General features: G+C 33.2%; 15 protein-coding genes. 14 read left to right on the forward strand and 1 reads right to left on the reverse strand.

The genetic code is table 11. From position 1 onward, the window contains the following. From C8C87_RS07640 to C8C87_RS07680, 9 genes are all read left to right on the forward strand, one after another. On the forward strand, positions 1-504 hold the full coding sequence (locus tag C8C87_RS07640) for an ABC-three component system middle component 5 (protein WP_121342171.1): 504 nt from the start codon (positions 1-3) through the stop codon (positions 502-504). Next, entirely contained in the window at positions 491-2,407 is a 1,917-nt protein-coding gene (locus C8C87_RS07645; RefSeq protein WP_121342172.1) for a hypothetical protein, read from the forward strand. Before C8C87_RS07640 ends, C8C87_RS07645 begins: the two co-directional genes overlap by 14 nt. Next, positions 2,400-3,599 carry a restriction endonuclease subunit S gene (locus tag C8C87_RS07650; RefSeq protein ID WP_121342173.1) on the forward strand — a complete coding sequence of 400 codons (1,200 nt, stop codon included), beginning with the start codon at positions 2,400-2,402 and terminating at the stop codon, positions 3,597-3,599. Before C8C87_RS07645 ends, C8C87_RS07650 begins: the two co-directional genes overlap by 8 nt. A 15-nt stretch (positions 3,600-3,614) precedes the next feature. Next, the gene (locus C8C87_RS07655; protein ID WP_121342174.1) at positions 3,615-4,382 is read left to right on the forward strand and encodes a hypothetical protein; all 768 of its coding nucleotides are present in this window, start codon (positions 3,615-3,617) and stop codon (positions 4,380-4,382) included. Positions 4,383-4,466: 84 nt separating this feature from the next. Continuing rightward, entirely contained in the window at positions 4,467-5,717 is a 1,251-nt protein-coding gene (locus tag C8C87_RS07660) for an MBL fold metallo-hydrolase (RefSeq protein ID WP_158589736.1), read from the forward strand. A 79-nt stretch (positions 5,718-5,796) separates the two neighbouring features. Beyond that, a complete protein-coding gene (locus C8C87_RS07665) occupies positions 5,797-7,035 on the forward strand; it encodes a putative phage abortive infection protein (protein WP_121342176.1) in 1,239 nt (412 codons plus the stop codon). Between the two features lie 9 nt (positions 7,036-7,044). Continuing rightward, positions 7,045-8,889, forward strand: a complete 1,845-nt coding sequence (locus C8C87_RS07670; protein WP_121342177.1) for a DUF262 domain-containing protein — start codon at positions 7,045-7,047, stop codon at positions 8,887-8,889. A gap of 1 nt (position 8,890) precedes the next feature. Next, on the forward strand, positions 8,891-10,384 hold the full coding sequence (locus C8C87_RS07675) for a class I SAM-dependent DNA methyltransferase (RefSeq protein ID WP_121342178.1): 1,494 nt from the start codon (positions 8,891-8,893) through the stop codon (positions 10,382-10,384). A 95-nt stretch (positions 10,385-10,479) separates the two neighbouring features. Then, the gene (locus tag C8C87_RS07680; RefSeq protein WP_147402364.1) at positions 10,480-10,917 is read left to right on the forward strand and encodes a hypothetical protein; all 438 of its coding nucleotides are present in this window, start codon (positions 10,480-10,482) and stop codon (positions 10,915-10,917) included. Positions 10,918-11,175: 258 nt separating this feature from the next. Here the strand turns inward: C8C87_RS07680 and C8C87_RS07685 are convergent, their stop codons facing one another. After that, a complete protein-coding gene (locus tag C8C87_RS07685; protein ID WP_121343328.1) occupies positions 11,176-11,940 on the reverse strand; it encodes a LexA family transcriptional regulator in 765 nt (254 codons plus the stop codon). A gap of 88 nt (positions 11,941-12,028) precedes the next feature. On the opposite strand from C8C87_RS07685, the gene dinB reads away from it, so the two are divergent. The 5 genes from dinB (at position 12,029) to C8C87_RS07710 (ending at position 20,256) form a co-directional block, all read left to right on the forward strand. Next, the gene (gene dinB, locus C8C87_RS07690) at positions 12,029-13,210 is read left to right on the forward strand and encodes a DNA polymerase IV (RefSeq protein ID WP_121342180.1); all 1,182 of its coding nucleotides are present in this window, start codon (positions 12,029-12,031) and stop codon (positions 13,208-13,210) included. A 3-nt stretch (positions 13,211-13,213) separates the two neighbouring features. After that, a complete protein-coding gene (locus tag C8C87_RS07695; protein ID WP_121342181.1) occupies positions 13,214-16,291 on the forward strand; it encodes a DNA polymerase III subunit alpha in 3,078 nt (1,025 codons plus the stop codon). Positions 16,292-16,366: 75 nt separating this feature from the next. Continuing rightward, entirely contained in the window at positions 16,367-17,746 is a 1,380-nt protein-coding gene (locus tag C8C87_RS07700) for an exonuclease domain-containing protein (protein ID WP_121342182.1), read from the forward strand. A 143-nt stretch (positions 17,747-17,889) separates the two neighbouring features. Then, positions 17,890-18,960 carry a hypothetical protein gene (locus C8C87_RS07705; protein WP_121342183.1) on the forward strand — a complete coding sequence of 357 codons (1,071 nt, stop codon included), beginning with the start codon at positions 17,890-17,892 and terminating at the stop codon, positions 18,958-18,960. A gap of 84 nt (positions 18,961-19,044) precedes the next feature. Then, positions 19,045-20,256: a site-specific integrase gene (locus C8C87_RS07710; RefSeq protein WP_121342184.1), complete on the forward strand. Its 1,212-nt coding sequence runs from the start codon at positions 19,045-19,047 to the stop codon at positions 20,254-20,256. The last annotated feature ends 63 nt before the right edge of the window (positions 20,257-20,319 follow it).

Genomic DNA, 20,319 nt, shown 5'->3' on the forward strand with positions numbered 1-20,319 from the left:
ATGCTAATATATAATCAAGCCTACGATTTATACCATACAATTTTTAGAATGGTGTTGATATCTTCGAAGCTTTCAAAACCGGTAGAAGTAGATAAGTTGAGGATTTTGGATTTTTATTTTGTTTATCCAACAGAACTCCTAGACATTAAAAAGCCAACTTGGTTTAGAAAATATGAAAAGTTTTTAAAGCCAGAAATAAATAAATATGATACCATTAGAAATCCTAAAAGAATATTTTATAGAATGAATACAATTCAATCACAAGCTATAAAAGTTTTAGTTGCTTACGGATATTTTGAAAATGAATCATTTGAAAAAGGCTCAATAGTAAAAACAAATAAAATATTGCCTTCTGAACTATTAACTAAAATTGAAGAGGCAAATGAAAAAAATTTTAATATCATATCCTTGCTTGCTGGACCACTATCCGATATTGATTTATATGGTCATTTAGGTTTAAAAGAAAGAACAGGTTTAATAGAATTTAGATATGATACAATATAATCCCTCCTTAAAATTAAACAAGCTTTTAATTTTTACAAATGACGGAAAAATAGCTTACAATCAATCATTTCATGATGGTGTCAATATAATTCGCGGGCATAATAGCTCAGGGAAATCAACAATAGCAAATTTTATATTTTATGTATTAGGTGGTGATTTTAATAAATGGACTGCAAAGGCTTTTAGATGTAAAGAAGTTATTGCTGAGATTGAAATTAATTCGGCGAAGATTACTTTGAAACGAAGCATATCTGATAGAGGGATGCAACCAATGTCATTGTTTTGGGGAAATTATGAAGAATCTAAAATTGCTGGAAGTGAAAACTGGGAAATATATCCATACAAAAGATCGGAAACAAAAAAGAGCTTTTCTAATGCTTTGTTTGTCGCTTTAGGTTTTCCGGAATTACGAGGTGATGTAGATAGCAATATTACAATGCATCAAATTTTAAGATTGATATACATAGATCAAAAAAGCTTAACGGGAGACTTACTTCTCACAGATAATTTTGATTCCTCTATAACGAGAACAACTGTTGCAGATTTAATGTTAGGAGTATATGATGACTCATTATATGCTGATAAGCTTTCATTACGGGAAAACGCAAAAACTTTTGAGATAAGTAACAAACAATTTGAAGGAATACAAAAAATATTTTCTTCTACTGGTGCCGAAACAGACTTTAATGTAATTAATGCTTCGATAGCTCACAACTTAGAAGAATTAAGGAGAATTGAAGATGTGATTAATAAGGATGAGGATGAAAATTATAGTGTTGAAATTGATAAGGTAGAGAAAGATAATATTGAAATTTTAAAAAAAGAATTACTTGCAGAAAAAAGAAATTATTCTGAAATACTTGAGCAAATAGAATATTATGAATATGAAGTACTAGATTCAAATGAATTCATTTTAAGTTTACAAAAAAGAAATGAGGCCATTGACGAGTCATTAGTAACTAGAGAATTATTAGGTGTTATTGATATTACACATTGTCCTCATTGTTTGAATGTATTAACATCTGTTGAAAATGAAGATGACTGCAAGCTATGTAAACAAAGATTGCCAGAAGACACTATTAAGTCGCATCATAAAAAAATGCAACAAGAACTAGATAATCAAATTAGGGAATCAAAAATGCTACTAAAAGATAAAGAGAGCACTCTTCAGCAATTAAAATCAGAAGTACCATCGTCAGTTAATAAAATCAGAAGTATACAAAATGAGGTAGATGAGTTATTAAATCATTATAAAAGTAAACGAAATAGAAATTTAGATTCACTCATAGAAAAAAAAGGCGAACTAAAATCTAAAAATCAATTTCTAATTCAGCAGCAAAAAGCTATAACTCAAATTGATGTTTTAAAGAAAGAATTAAAAATATTGACAGATAATATTAATAATTTAAAAGCATCAATTAATACAAAAGAAAATGCTCAGAAAACAAAATTACTGCAAGCCTATCATGATATCCAATCGTTTACATTAAAGATTTTAAAAAGTGATCTAGGACGACAAAGAGAGTTTTCTAATGCTAGAAAAGTTGAATTGGATTTTGCTAGAAACACTTATTCTTTAGATGGTCAAAATAATTTTTCAGAAAGTTCAAACGTATATTTAAAAAACAGTATTCGTTTTGCAATCTTCTTTGCTTCACTAAAACACCCGTTCTTAAGATTTCCAAGGTTCATTTTGTGTGACAATATAGAAGATAAAGGAATGCAAGCAGATAGAAGTAAAAGTTTCCAGAGAGAGATTGTTAGATTATCTCAAGATTCAAATGTTCAGCATCAAATAATACTAACAACATCCATGGTAGATGAAGAATTAAACATGACTAATTTGTGCGTTGGTGATTTTTATAATGAAGATAATAAAACTTTACAGAATTTAGATGGTTAAGAAAATATTAGTATCACCAAAATGGGAACAAAAGACTCTAGGAGAAGTCTGTGAAATAAAAAGCGGTAAAAATCAATCCAAAGTTATCAATCCAAATGGGAAATATCCAATTTATGGAAGTAGTGGAATCTTTGGATATGCAGATGAATATATTTGTGATGAAAACACAACTATTATAGGACGAAAAGGAACTATAAATAGCCCAATTTATGTAACTACAAAGTTTTGGAATGTTGATACTGCTTTTGGTCTATGTGTAAAAGAAAACTTGAATAGCAAATTTTTATACTATTTCTGTTTAAGTTTTAATTTTAAAAAATTAGATAAGAGTACCACAATACCAAGTCTTTCAAAAGGAGATTTACTTGCTATTGAACTACCAATACCCCCACTCGAAACGCAAACCTTCATTGTTTCCAAAATAGAAGAACTTTTTAGCGAGTTAGACAAAGGCATCGAGGATTTAAAAACAGCACAACTGCAACTTAAAACCTATCGACAAAGTGTGTTGAAATGGGCTTTTGAAGGAAAATTGACGAATAAAAAGTTTAAGGAAGGAGAATTGCCGAAGAGCTGGGATTCGGTCAAAATTGAATTTCTTTTATTTGATACAAAAAAAGGAATGAGCACTGGACCATTTGGTACAATGTTAAAAAAATACGAGCATCAAAAAGATGGAATTCCAGTTTTAGGTATTGAAAATATTGGAGAAGGTGTTTTTCAACTCCCTAACAAAATATTTATAACTTCTGAAAAAGCAAAAGAATTAAAAAACTTTGTAGTTATTGAAAATGATATAATAATCTCTCGTTCTGGGACTGTTGGGGAAATTTGTTTGCTTCCTAAAAAAATGGAAAATTCAATTATATCAACAAATCTTATCCGTGTAAGGCTAAATCAAAAAATTATAAATCCTAAATACTTTGTTTATTTATTTCAAGGAGGTAAGGTAAGGCAAGAAGTATTTGATCTTTGTAAAGGTTCATCAAGAGCATTTCTAAATCAAACAATTTTAAAATCACTTAATTTTCCATATTGCGAAATAAATGAACAAAACAGAGTAATTCAAGAAATAGAAAGTCGTTTGAGTGTAGCAGATAAAATGGAAGAAAATATTACCCAAAGTTTGCAGCAAGCAGAGGCATTGAGACAAAGTATATTGAAAAAGGCATTTAGTGGGGAGTTAGTTTAAAAAAATATAGAAATTATGATTGATGAGATGATTCGTTGTAAAGACCTTACTGCTTCAAATGAAATTGAAAGCCTTCACGAGTGGTTCTATAAATGTCCACCACAAGGAAAGGTAAAACATTGGAAAGATGGAAGAAGTGCCAAAGAAACAGCTAAACACTGGGCACATACTATCCCTCAACCATTTAAAGATTTATTAGTATCAAAACAGTTGAAATATATGCTTTGCTCTCCTGAATATGTGTCAACATTTGACACCAATGGAGGAAATGGCAGGAATCACGATTTATTGATTTTAGCAAAAGATAAGGACTCTAAAAAAGTTGTTATTTCTATAGAATCAAAAGTTGATGAATCGTTTGGAGATACTGTTGCAAAAACGATAGCAAGTGCTAAAAAAGCAAAAGACAAAAACAACAAGTCTAAAGCATCAGAAAGAGTTAATGAACTGAGAGAGGGTCTTTTTGGTGAGAGAAATGATAATCAATTAGATTTGAGGTATCAATTGTTAACTGCTGTAGCTGGAACAATAGCCGAAGCAAAAAAACAGGGAGCTAATTCTGCTTATTTTTTAGTTCAAACTTTTGTTTCTGATGAGATTAATGACAATAAGCACAAACAAAATCAAAAGGATTTAAATGATTTTTTGAGTGTTTTTACCAAAGAAAATTATTCTAAAATTGAAAACAAAGATTTGTTAGGACCTTTTAAAATAGAAACTAATAATGAGTATTTATCAAGTGACATTGATTTGTGGATTGGGAAATATGAGATTGAAATATAAAAAAATTAGAATATTTTAATAAGGAAAGAGGATTTTAAAAAAGTCGTTTAGTGGGAAGTTGGTTTAACATTAATAATAAGAAAATTGATAGAAGCAAATTTTAAATTTCATCCTATAGGGCAAGGATGTTTTTATACAGGTAAAATTGAACTTCACAATACTAATGAAACAGAATTTAATTTTGTTTATGATTGTGGTACAGACTCAAAAAAAGTGTTCTTAAACAACGCAATCGATTTATATAAAGAAACTTTAACAAATAAAACCCTTGATTTATTGATAATTTCTCATTTTGATCAAGATCATGTAAATGGGGTTGTTAATTTACTCGATGGTATAAAATGTAAACGTTTGATTATTCCATATTATACCCCTATTGAACGTTTGTTATTATTTACTACATTAATTGAAGAGGATGAACAATATAGATTAATGCTACAAAGTCCAATTAACTTTTTTAGTAATGACCGTTTTAATATTGACGAAATCATTATAATTGGTAGCCCTGCGGATGAAAATGGAATACTTACTAATGAAAGCCCTAATGACATACCTCCTAAAGAATTCGATGAAATTAATTTTAACGATTTAAAAAATATTGAATTTACTGCAGAATATCTATCTGATATAGAAAAGTCTAATGTGATTTCTAAAATTGAACTTCTAGAAGGTAAGCTAAAAAACATTCAAAAATTAAAATTTTTAAATCTTCTTAATAGTGTAAAAATCAACTTTTGGGAGTTTGTTTTTTATTTAAAAAAACATGAGAATTACATCTTAATTAATAAGTTCCAAAAAGATGTAAATCTAATTTTAGTCAAAGAAAATATAACATTATTTGATATGTTTGATGAAGATTTTGTTATACAATTAAAAAAAGCTTATCGTCAACATTTCGGTCAAAATTTAAATAACACATCATTAGTTACTTATCATGGTGCATTAGTTAATTTTAAAAAACACTACCATTATTTTTCAAGATTTATTAATTATTGTGATGGATATTCTGAAAATTGTTTAGGAACATTACTTACTGGTGATATTGATATTAAAAGCAAACTACAAACTAAAAAAATAATTGATTTTTATCTGGGATATATTCCTCGTGTTTGTTTTTTTCAGGTGCCCCATCATGGAGCGAAAGCAAATTGGAATTTTAATGTTAATAATGGATTAAATTCTTTTTGTAATTACATTGTGAATCATGGACTAGGTAGAATTCATCACCCGTCAGTTGATGTGATTCAATATATTAAAACAAATTGTCCAGTAGGTAATATACATCTTAACAATGAAGCTCAGGATTTTGAATATGGGTTTCATATATTCAAATAATATTCAATAAGTATATGTACATAATAAGATAGGGTATGTTGAAAATGACAATTGCAATGACTTGGTTAAAAAATAAATTATGAAAACATTTGATAAAAAATTCTGGATAATTTTTTTTCCATTTATTGTTATTATTTTAATGATATTATACTTTCCATATTGGATTAGGGATAAATTATTTTTTTATGACTTCAATGATATGGGGCAAATTGGAGACACGTTTGGAGGTATAATGAGCCCATTTATTGGTATTGCTGGCGCAATACTTACTTTTCTTGCTTTCTGGGTACAATTTAAAGCTAATGAACAACAAAAAGACGATTTAAAAGATCAAAAAAAAAGAGACTACTTAGAAAGATTTGAAGATCGTTTTTTTGAAATGATTAATATTCATCGAGAGAATATTAATCAGTCCAAATATTCAAAATATGACCCAGAAAGTGGTAAAATTTCATCTTCAGAAAATAGAAAGGTTTTTAAACTTATTTTTCAAGAATTTAAAGAATGTCTTTATGATGTTAGAAGATTTTCTAATTCAAACAATCCTGAAGACTACTTACATCCAACATATCACAAAAAAGTTAAAAATAGAATTAAGCAAATTAATCCCTCAATAAATCTTATTGAATTCATTACTATAGATATTGCTTACAGTATTCTTTTTTATGGAGTAAGTGAAGAAGGAGAAATAATATTAAGACCAATTTTTCAAAATAAATATAATAATAATTATTACTTTAAATTAATAAAATATATACAACTTAAACCTAAAAGAGAAAATAAAGAATTATATAAAAAATGGGAAGAAATACAAAAACTAAATCATGAAGAGCGGTCTTTTATTTTAGATGAAATTTATAATTATAATAAAGGAACAAATCCTATTAAAGAAATTTCTGAAAAGTCAACGTTTTTTATGCCGCTAGCAAAATACTCTAAATATTATGGAGGTCATCAACATAGGTTAAGTCATTATTTTAGACATCTATTTCAAAGCTTCAAATATTTAAGTAGCCAAGACATATTGGACAAAAAAAATAAATATTTCTATGGTAAAATTTTCAGAGCTCAAATTTCAACACATGAGCAAGCAATTATATTTATAAATAGCATTACACGTTTAGGTTATAACTGGGAATATACATCTAAATATGAAAATATAAACAAATTATCTGGTGAAAAGTTGAAACAAAAAGAGGAAGAATTAAAATTCATCACATATTATCAACTAATAAAGAACTTACCAGGAACACATTTAATTGGAATAAAACATAAGGATTATTATCCTAATGTGAAATTTGAAATAGAGAATAACTAAAATTATAAAATGGACATATCACCAGACAAACAAAACATTGATAGAGTGTTTTCTAACACAACTTATTATATTGATTTTTACCAAAGACAATACAAGTGGAATGAAGAGCCGGTTAAAAGATTATTAGAGGATGTTTTTTATAAATTTAATGAAGAATATAAAAAACATAAAGATTCTGATATTCCTTTAGATCAATTAATTTCTAAATACTCTTGGTATTATTTAAACACTTATGTAACTAATTTAGTTGATGGTAAAATCTTTATAGTTGATGGTCAACAAAGGTTAACAACTATAACGCTAATTTTGATTAAATTAAAACATCTAGCTGAAAGTAATAAGTCAGATTTAACTGACTGGGTTAAAAATAAAATTACAGGACATTCTGGATTTAAAAGAGAATTTTGGATGAATCATGAAGTTCATAAGACAAGTATGCAAGGGTTATTGGATGGTATTTCTTATGATACAATTGATACTTCGAGTGGAATTACTGCTCAAAACATGGTGTCAAACTATCAAATAATATCCAAATGGTTAGATGCAGAATTCTTGAGTGATGTGCATAAATTAGAATCTTTTATCTTCTTTTTCTTAAATAGATTAGTATTGATAAACCTATCTGTTGAACAAACAGAAGTACCCATGGTTTTTGAAGTAATTAATGACAGAGGTGTAAAACTAAAACCGTATGAAATTTTAAAGGGTAAATTATTAGGGCAAATCGAAAAAGATGAATTACTCACTCTAAAACTTAATGAAATTTGGGAAGAACAAGTCAATAAAATTAATATTTATAAAGATGATGAAATTGATGAATTTTTCACTTACTTTTTAAAAGGAAAACTTGCTGACACCAGAGGTCTCGCTCAAAAATTTGATAAAGATTATCACAGGGTTATGTTTGATGATGAATATGATAAAGTTTTAAAACTTAAACATAATCCGAAGGTAGTTAAGAAATTTATACTCAATGATTTTATCTATTATACTAATTTATATCAAAAAGTATTTGAGTATGCAGTAACATACAATGAAAAACAGCCTTACACATTTTACAACAATCTAATCGACATGAATACACAGTGGCTTTTAATCATGTCTGCTTGTAAATTGAATGATGTTGATGAAGATGAAAAAATATATGCAGTTTGCAGACAATTAGATAGAATGTTTTGTTTGTTACAACTACAAAGAAGTTATAATAGTAATGCATTTGCAACTGTTATTTATAAAATAAGTTCTGAAATCCGAAATCAAACAGTATTAAAAATATATGAGGTATTTGAATCTAATTTACTACAACTTATTTCAGATTATAGAGGAGTAAATGTTGATGATATTATTAACTATTCATTTTTTAAAGAAACAGGTATCGAATTAGAAAAAAGGTTTAAAAGATACTTTTTTGCAAGAATAGAGAAATTTATTGCTGACAATACTAAAATGAATATGAAGCATAATTTTTATGACTTAATACAAAACACAGGCTCTAAAAATGGTTTTCATGTTGAACATATTTTATCGTACAACAAAGAAAATTTAAATTTATTCGATAATGATGAAGAACTATTTGAAAGAGAGCGAAACAGATTAGGAGGATTATTAATTTTAAAAGGTGCAGATAATATTTCAAGTAACAATGAAACCTATAAAAAGAAATTAAAGTCATATGCGAATACTCTTTATTGGAACGAAACTTTGAGAGAAGATACTTATAAGTCAAAGTTAGACTTTACAAAAATGATAAATAATTATGATTTAAAGTTTAGACATATCGAACAATTTGGGAGAGAAGAATTAGAGGAACGTCACAAACTTTTGTTTGATTTAATTAAAATAATCTGGAACTAAAATGAGCAAAGAAAATTCGGCCAATACCTCGAGTATAGTAAGTAAAGTATGGGCATTTTGCCAAACCCTTAGAGACGATGGTGTGGGCTATGGCGACTACTTAGAGCAATTAACCTATTTGTTATTCCTAAAAATGGCAGACGAATACAGCAAACCACCATACAATAGAGAAATGCCTATTCCTGCTGAATTCGCTTGGAAAACCTTGACTACCAAAAGCGGAACAGAGTTGGAGTCGCATTACAATATTATGTTGCGTGAATTAGCTAAAGAAAAAGGTATCTTGGGGCAAATTTTTGTAAAGAGCCAAAACAAGATACAAGATCCTGCCAAGTTGTACAAACTCATTGCGCTCATCAATGCTGAGAATTGGATCTTGATGGGCGTGAAAGACAAAGGCGATATTTATGAGGGTTTATTAGAGAAAAATGCCGAGGATACTAAAAGTGGTGCAGGTCAGTACTTCACCCCTCGCCCATTAATCAAAGCGATGGTCGAATGTTTGCGTCCGGAACCGCTAAAAACGATTGCAGATCCAGCTTGTGGCACCGGAGGATTTTTCCTTGCCGCTTATGATTGGATGGTTGATAATCGTGATTTAGACAAAGAAGCTAAACAGTTCCTGAAGTACGAAACCTTTTTCGGTAATGAGATTGTCGCCAGTACAAGACGATTGGCATTGATGAATTTGTTTTTGCACAACATTGGCGATATAGATTCGGACAACTTTATTTCTCCCAACGATTCCTTGATTACAGATTCGGGTACGCGTTACGATTACATCTTAGCGAATCCTCCTTTTGGTAAAAAGAGCAGCATGACCTTTACCAATCAAGACGGCGAACAAGAGAAGGAAGATCTAACCTATAACCGTCAGGATTTTTGGGTTACTACGAGCAACAAACAGTTGAACTTTGTGCAACATATTCGTACCATGCTTAAAACAACCGGAATGGCAGCCGTAGTATTGCCGGATAATGTTTTGTTTGAAGGTGGTGTGGGTGAAACGGTCCGTAAAAAGTTGTTAGAAACTACAGACTTGCACACCATATTGCGATTGCCAACAGGTATTTTCTATGCCAATGGTGTAAAAGCCAACGTTTTGTTTTTTGATGGAAAACCATCCAGCAAAGATGTTTGGACAAAAGAAACTTGGGTATATGATTACAGAACAAACGTGCATCATACCCTAAAGAAAAATCCTTTAAAACTAAGTGATTTAAAAGATTTTATAAAATTGTACAACCCTGAAAATAGACACAAACGCACTGAAAATTACAATGCAGCAACCAACCCCGAAGGGCGCTGGAGAAAATTTACGTACGAGGAAATCATCGCTAGAGACAAAACGAGTTTAGACATAACTTGGCTAAAAGACAAATCATTAGCAGATTTAGATAATCTACCCGACCCTGATGTTTTGGCTTTGGAAATCGTGGAGAATATAGAAGCGAGCTTGGATAGTTTTAGAGCGATTATAGCTAGTTTAAAGTAAATATGGATACTAATATGTTTTTTAATATTATTTCTTCGGTGTGTTTAGTACTTGCAACTGTTCTTACCTACAGAAACTTTATCGTGCTTAAAACGATGGAAAATGAAAATCACTTTTATAAGCATAAAATGGACAATGCTCAATCATTGTTGTTGGGCATTATGAAGCTAATGGATGATTATCAGAACATCTTAAGTGACTTTCATGAGAGTGAAAAGTTAAATAAACTTGACTCCATAAAAGAAAAGGAAATAGACATCCAAATTGATCAAGTAACTGAGGTCTTTAGAAAAACTATTATTCAACATTCTTTGTTTTTACCTCAAAACATTCTTGATTTGATTGAAAAATTTTATGACGGATTATTTGATGAAGAAAACAAAGCAAAAGATAACTCAGATGTCGATAAATATATAGATACTAAGCTGGAAGAAATTGAGAATTTAGCGTATAAAATTAGAGAAGATTTAGGTATTGAAAAACTAAATATTGGTCTAAAAAAAAGAATTAGGTCAAATATAAAAAAGAGTTGAAAATAAATAAAGATTATCTTCATCTTTAATTTCAAATCCTAAGACATTAATAATATTCAAAACCTGATTTATGATTACATTTTTATGACTTAAACAATTTTAGATAAAACTTGTAGTGAAATAAAAATCCAATATTGCTCAGATCTACATCTTGAATTCCCAAATAAAAAAAGCATATTCTTCAAAGCCCAATAAAACCAACCTCTCCGAAGTCTCTGACTTCGGTTTTTCCTTTATATGCATAGCCTTCACTTATATCTAACGCTTAATTTTTAAATCATTAATATCCCTTTTCAACTCCAAAAACATATCTGTCACACTTGCCATTTCCGTTAATTCCTGTTTTTCATCTGTGAGTCCAATGTTGCAAACGAATTCCCAAATCTCAAGAATATCAGAAACCTTGACTTCATAAACCGGGTAAAAACTATTGTCTGATTCCACAAACAGTACATTTTTTTTGTTTTTATTCAAGCGCTTATAGACCATACCTTCACTTTTGGTTATCAGTATGTAAGTCTTGCCATCCTTGACATCTCCCAACTTTTCAATGTACTTCCCTACGATGATACTGCCATCCTCATGCGGTGGCATAGAATCTCCTTCAACCGGAAATCCCCTATGCTTTCCGGGTCCCAAAAAAGGCAATGAAATTTGCTGTAGACTTTCAATATATTCCGGATCGGCATACCCATTCAAATACCCGGCTTTTACTTTTTGCGTAACGACTTCTATAAAGTTATCTCCCTTATTATCTACCGTAATTGGCAACACCAATCTGTTATTTTCCAATTGCAACAAATCGTCCAAAGGAATTTTCCGTATATCCACAGATAGCAACAGATCTATACTGATGTGATAGTAATGCGCTATCTTCTTCAATATTTCATACGGGGCTTCCGAGGTTCCGTCTTCATATTTAACATACCTGCCCCTGGTTATCCCTAACGATTCCGCCAGCTTTTCCTGCGAAATTTTATGTTGCACCCTAAGGTTCCTGATGTTGTCGGAAAATAAAGACATAGGTATTTTGTTATAATTTGTAACAACAAATATAGTCAAATTTGTTATCATCTGTACTAATTTTGTAACGTATAAAAAAGAAAAGAAGATGGAAAGAGCAATTGTACACATGGATTTGGATACTTTTTTTGTATCCTGCGAAAGACTGGGAAATTCAAAACTGGAGGGAATCCCTTTGATTATTGGTGGCGGGGATCGTGGCGTTGTCGCTTCCTGTTCCTATGAGGCCCGAACTTTCGGAGTGCGTTCTGCGATGCCTATTAAAATGGCCCTTAGGCTCTGCCCACAGGCAAAAGTAATGAAAGGTGATATGGAATTATACTCTAGATTATCACATGACGTTACGGAGGTAATCCAAGTGAACGCCCCAGTGGTTGAAAAAGCCAGCATCGATGAATTTTACCTCGATATTACCGGTATGGATAAATTCTATGGGGGCTACAAATGGACTAACGAACTGGCGCATTCCGTTACCAAAGAAACAGGATTACCCATCAGCTTTGCGTTATCGATAAACAAAACCGTTTCTAAAATTGGTACCGGCGAAGCCAAACCCAAAGGAAACTTAGAAATACCCGAAAATAAGGTACGGTCTTTCTTAAATCCACTTTCGATTCAAAAAATCCCCATGGTGGGCGATGTGACTTTTCAGTTGTTATCGCGAATTGGAATCCGTACCATTCAGACGCTTTCAGAAATGCCTGCCGAAGTATTGCAACGAATGATTGGCAAGAATGGCATCGACATTTGGAAGAAAGCTAATGGTATCGATAACAATCCGGTGGAGCCCTATACGGAAAGGAAATCCATTTCAACGGAGCATACTTTTAGTCAGGATACCATCGACATTCCAAAATTAAAATCGATACTGATTGGAATGGTAGAAAAATTAGCATTCCAATTACGTTCCGAAGAATGGCTGACTTCCACTGTAGTGATCAAAATTAGATATTCCAATTTCGACACCGAAACCAAACAATGCAAAGTCCCCTATACCTCAGCTGATCACACGCTGACCAAAACAGTTACCGATTTATTTGATAAAGTATACCAACGTCGCATGCGACTCCGTTTAATCGGAATTCGTTTCAGTGGGTTGGTTCGTGGCACGTATCAAATTAACTTATTTGAAGATACCGAAGAAATGCTGTCTTTGTATCAAGCCATGGACAAAATGAAAACACGCTATGGATTTGATGCAGTAATGCGGTGTGCCGGAGCAACATTCAAACCGAATAACAAATCCGAAATTTTAAAACGCAAATCATAATCCATGTACCTTAACTGCCATTCTTTTCATTCCCTGCGCTACGGCACCATTCCGCTGTTGGATCTTATCCAGCAGGCTGTTGTTTGTGGGGTTAAGACAATGGCATTAACGGACATCAACACGGTTACTGGTATCTATGATTTTACAAAAGCTTGTAACGAAGTTGGGATTAAACCACTCGTCGGAATAGAATTTCGTTGCAACCATCAATTGCGCTATATCGGTTTGGCTAAAAATGCCGATGGGCTTGCTGAAATGAACCGCTTTCTGACCAACCATAATTTTGAAGGTACTGCCTTGCCCTTAGTCGCACCATCATTTAAGGACGTATGCATTATTTATCCTTTCGAAAATAAGCCAGTAGAATTAAAAGACCATGAATATATCGGGATTGCGCCCGATCAGCTTCCCAAATTATTTCTACCGGAATGGAATACTTTGCTTGACAAAATGGTGATTTTGCAATCCGTTACCTTCAGAACTAAAAGAGAATTCAACCTGCATAAAATCCTGAGAGCTATTGATACCAATGTTATCTTGTCTAAATTGACTGTGGACGATTATTGCAAAACATCTGAAGTAATGATTCCTTTGGAAGAACTGCTTTCGAAATTTGAAGAGTATCCACAGATTATCGAAAACACACAAAAGCTGATGGATCAGTGTCATTTTGAATTTGACTTCAAAACGCCCAAAAACAAAAAATACTATTCCGGAAGTAAGGAAAGCGACATGGAACTTCTAACGAAGTTAGCACACGAAGGATTAATCAAAAAGTACGGTGCCGATAATCCGCAAGCGTTAGCAAGAGTCGAAAAGGAATTAAAGGTGATTGATAAATTGGAATTCAGTGGCTATTTCCTGATTACGTGGGATATCATTCAATACAGCATGAGTCAGGGATTTTTACATATCGGTCGAGGTAGCGGTGCCAACAGTATCGTGAGTTATTGTCTAGGAATAACGGACATCTGCCCTATTGAATTGGATTTGTATTTTGAACGGTTCCTCAATGTGAACCGCAAGAGTCCTCCCGATTTTGACATTGACTGGTCCTGGAAAGAACGCGATACCATTCTCCGATATATTTTTGATACTTATGGTGCCGATCATGTGGCTTTTTGTGGAACTAATGTGGAATTTAAGTACCGCTCCATATTTCGGGAAGTGGGTAAGGTTTTCGGTTTGCCAAAGGAAGAATTAGATGCATTAGCTAAAAACCCAATGGCGTTACATGATAAAAACCAAATCGTAAAGCTAGTGCAGGAATACGGCATGTTACTCGAAAAATACCCCAACCAACGCAGCATGCATTCTTGTGGTATCTTGATTTCAGAAGAACCTATTACCAATTACACACCATTAGAAATGCCGCCAAAAGGGTTTCCAATAGTGTTGTTCGATATGCACATTGCAGAGGATATTGGTTTTGAAAAGTTTGATATCCTAAGCCAGCGAGGGATTGGTCATATCGATGACAGTGTGAAGTTGATTGAGAAAAATCAGGGGATTAAAGTCGATATCCGAGATACCGCTATATCAAAAAATGAGGCGAAGGCGAATCATTTTCTAAGCCACGGAAAAACCATTGGATGCTTTTATATCGAAAGCCCCGCCATGCGTGGCTTGTTGCGCCGACTGAAATGTGATAATTATAAGACTCTCGTAGCTGCCTCATCCATAATCCGTCCGGGTGTCGCCCAATCGGGTATGATGAAAGAATACATTTTCAGGCACAACCATCCGGATCGTTTTGAATATTTTCATGACGTTTTTAAGGAACAACTCGGAGAAACATATGGGGTGATGGTCTATCAGGAAGACGTAATCAAGATTGCTTTGCATTATGCAGGACTTCCCGCAGCCGATGGTGATATTCTGCGACGTGCCATGAGTGGGAAAGGACGCTCCAAAGCAGCATTGCAAAAAGTAAAAGACAATTACTTTGCCTGCTGTGCCCAAAAAGGACATCCGGTAAAGTTGAGCGAAGAAATATACAGACAAATCGAATCTTTCGCTGGCTACTCTTTTTGTAAGGCGCACTCCGCATCTTATGCTGTCGAGAGTTATCAAAGCCTTTACCTAAAGGTCTACTACCCTATTGAATTCATGGTAGCCGTGATCAATAATCAAGGTGGTTTTTACCGTACCGAAGTATATGTTCATGAAGCCAAAATGTCGGGTGCAACCATTCAGAATCCTTGTGTCAATAAGAGCGATTATGAAACTACGGTATACGGTATCGACGTCTATCTCGGTTTCATGCATTTGGAAGGGTTGGAAAGTAGACTAGCGCATTTTATAGTTAAAGAACGTCAGGAACGGGGCGAATTCAACTCGTTGGAAGATTTTATCAACCGCATTCCAATAGGTATTGAAGGGATACAGATTTTGATTTTTATCGGAGCATTCCGCTTTACAGCGAAAACAAAAAATCAATTGCTGGTGATTGCCAGACTTATTCTGGTCAACTTCAAACCCAAAAACAGAAACCTAATGCTGATACAAGAACCAATCAAGGAATATACGTTACCAGTATTGGAACGCTCTCCTTTTGAAGATGCTTTTGATGAAATCGAACTACTGAGTTTTCCGGTTTCCTGTACTCCTTTCGATTTATTGCAGACAAAATATCGAGGGGACGTAATGGCGAAAGATTTATTAAAGCACCATAAAAAAACGGTGAAGATGCTCGCCTATCTCATTTCCAGAAAGCACGTGCCCACCAAAATGGGTGCCATGTATTTTGGAACTTGGGTCGACATCGAAGGCGAATATTTTGACACGGCACATTTTACTAAAAGTCTTAAAGAATATCCGTTCCAAGGCGGTGGCTGTTACTTGCTATTAGGAACTGTAGAAGTGGATTACCACTTTCCTACTATTACCATTTCCAAAATGGCAAAAATGCCGTTCATCCCGGATCCAAGATATTCAAACACTTCTGATAGGCAATATAAAGTGCACGAACAGATTCGGGAAGATGTCAGCATGACCTATCGAGCTCCATATCCTCAGGAACATGAAATTAACTTGCCAAGGCACAAAATGGAGGTGGGCGCAAAAAAAGAGTCTGTTTGAATATTTTAGAAAATGAGACTGCAATGCTTTCAACTTTTACACAAGAATAACAATACAATTTACGTTATATACCAAATGAAAAAACAGGAATACGCAATAGTAGACATAGAAACCACAGGCGGTAATGCCAGTGGCAGCCGCATTACAGAAATTGCCATTATTATCCATAACGGAACTAGTATAATCGACCGTTGGGAAACGCTCGTCAACCCAGAAAAGGAAATACCGCTTGCCATTTTTTCGCTAACCGGAATTAACAATGAAATGGTACGGGACGCACCCATTTTTGATGCCATTTCTGAAAAAGTTTTAGAAATGCTTACCGGACGTATTTTCGTTGCCCATAATGTGAACTTTGATTATTCGTTTGTTCGGCACCAACTCGAAGCAAGCGGATTCAAATGGACTGCACCAAAATTGTGTACCGTTCGCGCCGCTAGAAAGATTAAGTCCGGACTAGCTTCATACAGCTTAGGCAGACTTTGCCAATCCTTAGATATTCCTTTGACAAACCAACACCGGGCAGGCGGTGATGCAGATGCCACAGCCATCCTATTTTCTCGTTTGCTGGAATGGGACGTTGAAGGAGTAATTGAAAAAATGATGAAAAAAACTTCTCAAGACCAACGCTTGCCTCCCAACCTACCGCCTGCTGATTTTGAGCAGTTACCGGAAAAAGCAGGGGTATATTATTTTTACGATCAGACAAGAAAAGTCATTTACGTAGGAAAGGCAATCAACTTAAAAAAACGGGTGGCCTCCCATTTCAGTGGTCATAATATCACGCCACAAAGGCAAAACTTTCTGAGAGACATACATGGTATTTCCTTTGAAGTCTGTGCTACCGAATTAATGGCGCTATTGCTGGAATGTACTGAAATTAAGAAACTGTGGCCCACCTACAACAGGGCATTAAAACGCTTTGACCCTAAATATGGACTGTATGAGTATGAAGCCCGCAGCGGTTACCGATATTTGGCCATTGGAAAGCTGGGCAAATTTCAGACGTGCATTGAATCTTTCAATAGTTTATACAAAGGCATCAATGTATTGCGCAGCTTATCCGAACAATTTGGTATTGATAATCGATTCTGCAATTACGGCATGGACGACCATGGAGAATTTATCCCTAAACCGGACCGGAACGATTTACCTGACATGGAACAACACAACGAACAAGTCGAAAACGCTATTGATTTTTTAGTAAAAAACAGACCCAGCTTTGCCATTATAGACAAAGGAAGATCTCCCGAAGAACGCAGTTGCATTTGGGTAGAAAACGGTCACTTTTATGGCATGGGATATATTGCTTCGGATGTTGGAATTACAGATCCCTCTGAGATAAAAGATCATGTCACTACTCATAAAAGCAATCAATACAGTGTGGATTTAATCCTTGCGTATGCAGAGAAATATCCCGGTAAAGTACTTTTTAAACAGAACCAGAAGGAATGATAGTTTATCGCAACTGCATCTAAATATTTACGAGAAGTGGTGGTAGCGGAAAAAAATTTATTGACATTCCGGAAACGAAACTTGCACTGTTTTTTACTCAACATATTGTATCTTTAATTGTAATTTTTAAAGAAGTATATTTTATGGAAACCATCGAATTAACTAGAAAAGAATTATACGATATAGTATGGTCAACAACACTTACAAAGTTGACACAGCAATATGCATATACGAATGACGGAATAAAGAAATTGTGCAAACAATTTGAAATCCCAATGCCTGATGCTAGTTACTGGTCCAAACTCAAATTCAATAAAAAGTTCAAAAAAGAAAAACTGAATCCAGTCTTTGGTGGAGTTGATAAAATCGTTTTAACGATAAGGAAAGAAGGTAATCCAATTAATGTGGACCAAACACCGTTAACCGTAAGAACCAAAGAAATTGAGAATGATCCTAATGCACCTTTAATTGTTCCTAATAAAATCATAAAACCAGATATTCTGACCATACAAACCAAACAATATTGGCAAGGCAAAATTTCTTTCACTTCATATCGCGAGGACAATCGAATTACATACCCAATTAGAGTTGAAAAAAACAATCGGGAAAGAGCATTACGATTTATGGATACGTTTACGAAATTAATTAGATATAGAGGACATATAATTTCTAAAGAATATAGTGATACAGGAGTACTTATAGATGGAATTTTTATTGAAATAGATTTAAGAGAAGCATCTAAAAGAGTCCCGGCAAAACCTCCTTATAGCGGTACAACATTAGAACCGATAGGCGAATTTATTTTCAAAATAGGTAAATACTCTTGTGAAAAAGAATGGAGAGATGGCAAAGTGAAAATTGAAGAACACTTGGCAAGAATTGTAGCAAAACTTGAAATCGAAGCCCAAAAAGAAAAAGAATGGAAAGAGCGTTCTCGAATAGCGAATTTAAAACGAGAAGAAGAGGAAAAACGTAAAGCAGAAATTAAAAAACGTAGGGACGACGAAGTGGAAAAATTCAATAGATTAGTTAAACTTTCAGAACAATATGACAAAACCCTCATAATTAGACAATATATCGAAGCTGTAAAACAAAAGGCAATCAATACCAATAATCTAACTCCTGAAATACTAGAATGGATTGATTGGGCAACTAACAAAGCTGATTGGGTTGATCCATTAATCAATAAACCGGATGATATTTTAGATTCGTAAATTACGTACTGAAAAGACATGTTGTGTTCCATAGTTTTAAATTTGAGTTGCTACACCAATTCTTTAACTTAAATCAATGTAAACATGAACCGGGAAAAAATCACAATTCTGTTTGTAATAAATACAGCCACAAGCAATCAAAAAGGACTATGTCCAATCAATTGCAGAATAACACTAAACAAAGCACGAAAACAATTTGCTACTGGACTTTTAGTAAATCCAAACTACTGGGAAAACAAACTCCAAAAAGTAACTATTCAAGAAGCAAACCACAAATACATAAACGCTCAATTAGAGCGAATTCAAGTCAAGATTTACAACATTGCTTTGGTATTTCAACTTCAGGGAATAGAATGGAAACTAGATGATATTTTTAATGAATACAAAGGAATACCACTCAAAAAGGAAGAATATATGTTGTCATGTTACAGGAAATATGTTGCAAGAATCCAAAAATTGGTAGGTATAGAGATAAAAGAAAACACCTATGAAAAATTCGTTTATGTTGGAAACCACTTAGAAGCATTTATAAAATGGAACTTCAAAAAATCAGATTTCCCTCTAAAGGAATTAAACTTGCGGTTTCTCGACGATTTCGATTACTATCTAAAGACAGAAAAACACATTAAGCAAATCACGATTAATAAAATTATTCAAAGGCTAAGAACACCTATAAAACAAGCTATTTCGGAAGGTTATTTAGATAGGGACCCATTTATATTATACAAATCAAAAAAGGTACACAAAGAGGTTATATTCCTTACTACAAAAGAACTTAAAATCATTGAAGAATCGGCATTCCAACCAAAAAGATTATCCATAATTCAGGACTTATTTGTTTTCTGTTGCTACACAGGACTAGCCTTTAATGAAATGGCACATCTTAAAACAAAAAATATCCAAATAGGTTTCGACAACATGAATTGGATCCAGATGAAGCGAGAAAAAACTCAACGTCAAATCTCCATTCCATTACTTCCAAAAGCACAAGAAATCATCGATAAATATTCATTGGTTACTAATTACATATTCCCTGCGGTAAGCAATCAAAAATTCAATGCCTACCTAAAAGAAATTGCCATAATTACAGAAATAGATAAAAGAATTACACACCACACGGCCAGAAAAACATTTGCCTCCACTGTTTTACTATATAATGATGTCCCAATGGAAATCGTGTCAGAATTATTAGGTCATTCCAACATGACAATCACTCAAGAAAGCTATGGAAAAGTGGTTCAAAAGAAAGTAAGCGAGGAAATGCAAAAATTAAAATTAAGAATAGATAACGTTTAAAAATATTTTCGCTGCAAAACAAAGGATAAAAACACTGTTACGAAATAATCTTTTTTTGGAGTA

The organism is Flavobacterium sp. 120, from assembly GCF_003633605.1.
GTDB classification, from domain to species: Bacteria; Bacteroidota; Bacteroidia; order Flavobacteriales; family Flavobacteriaceae; genus Flavobacterium; species Flavobacterium algoritolerans.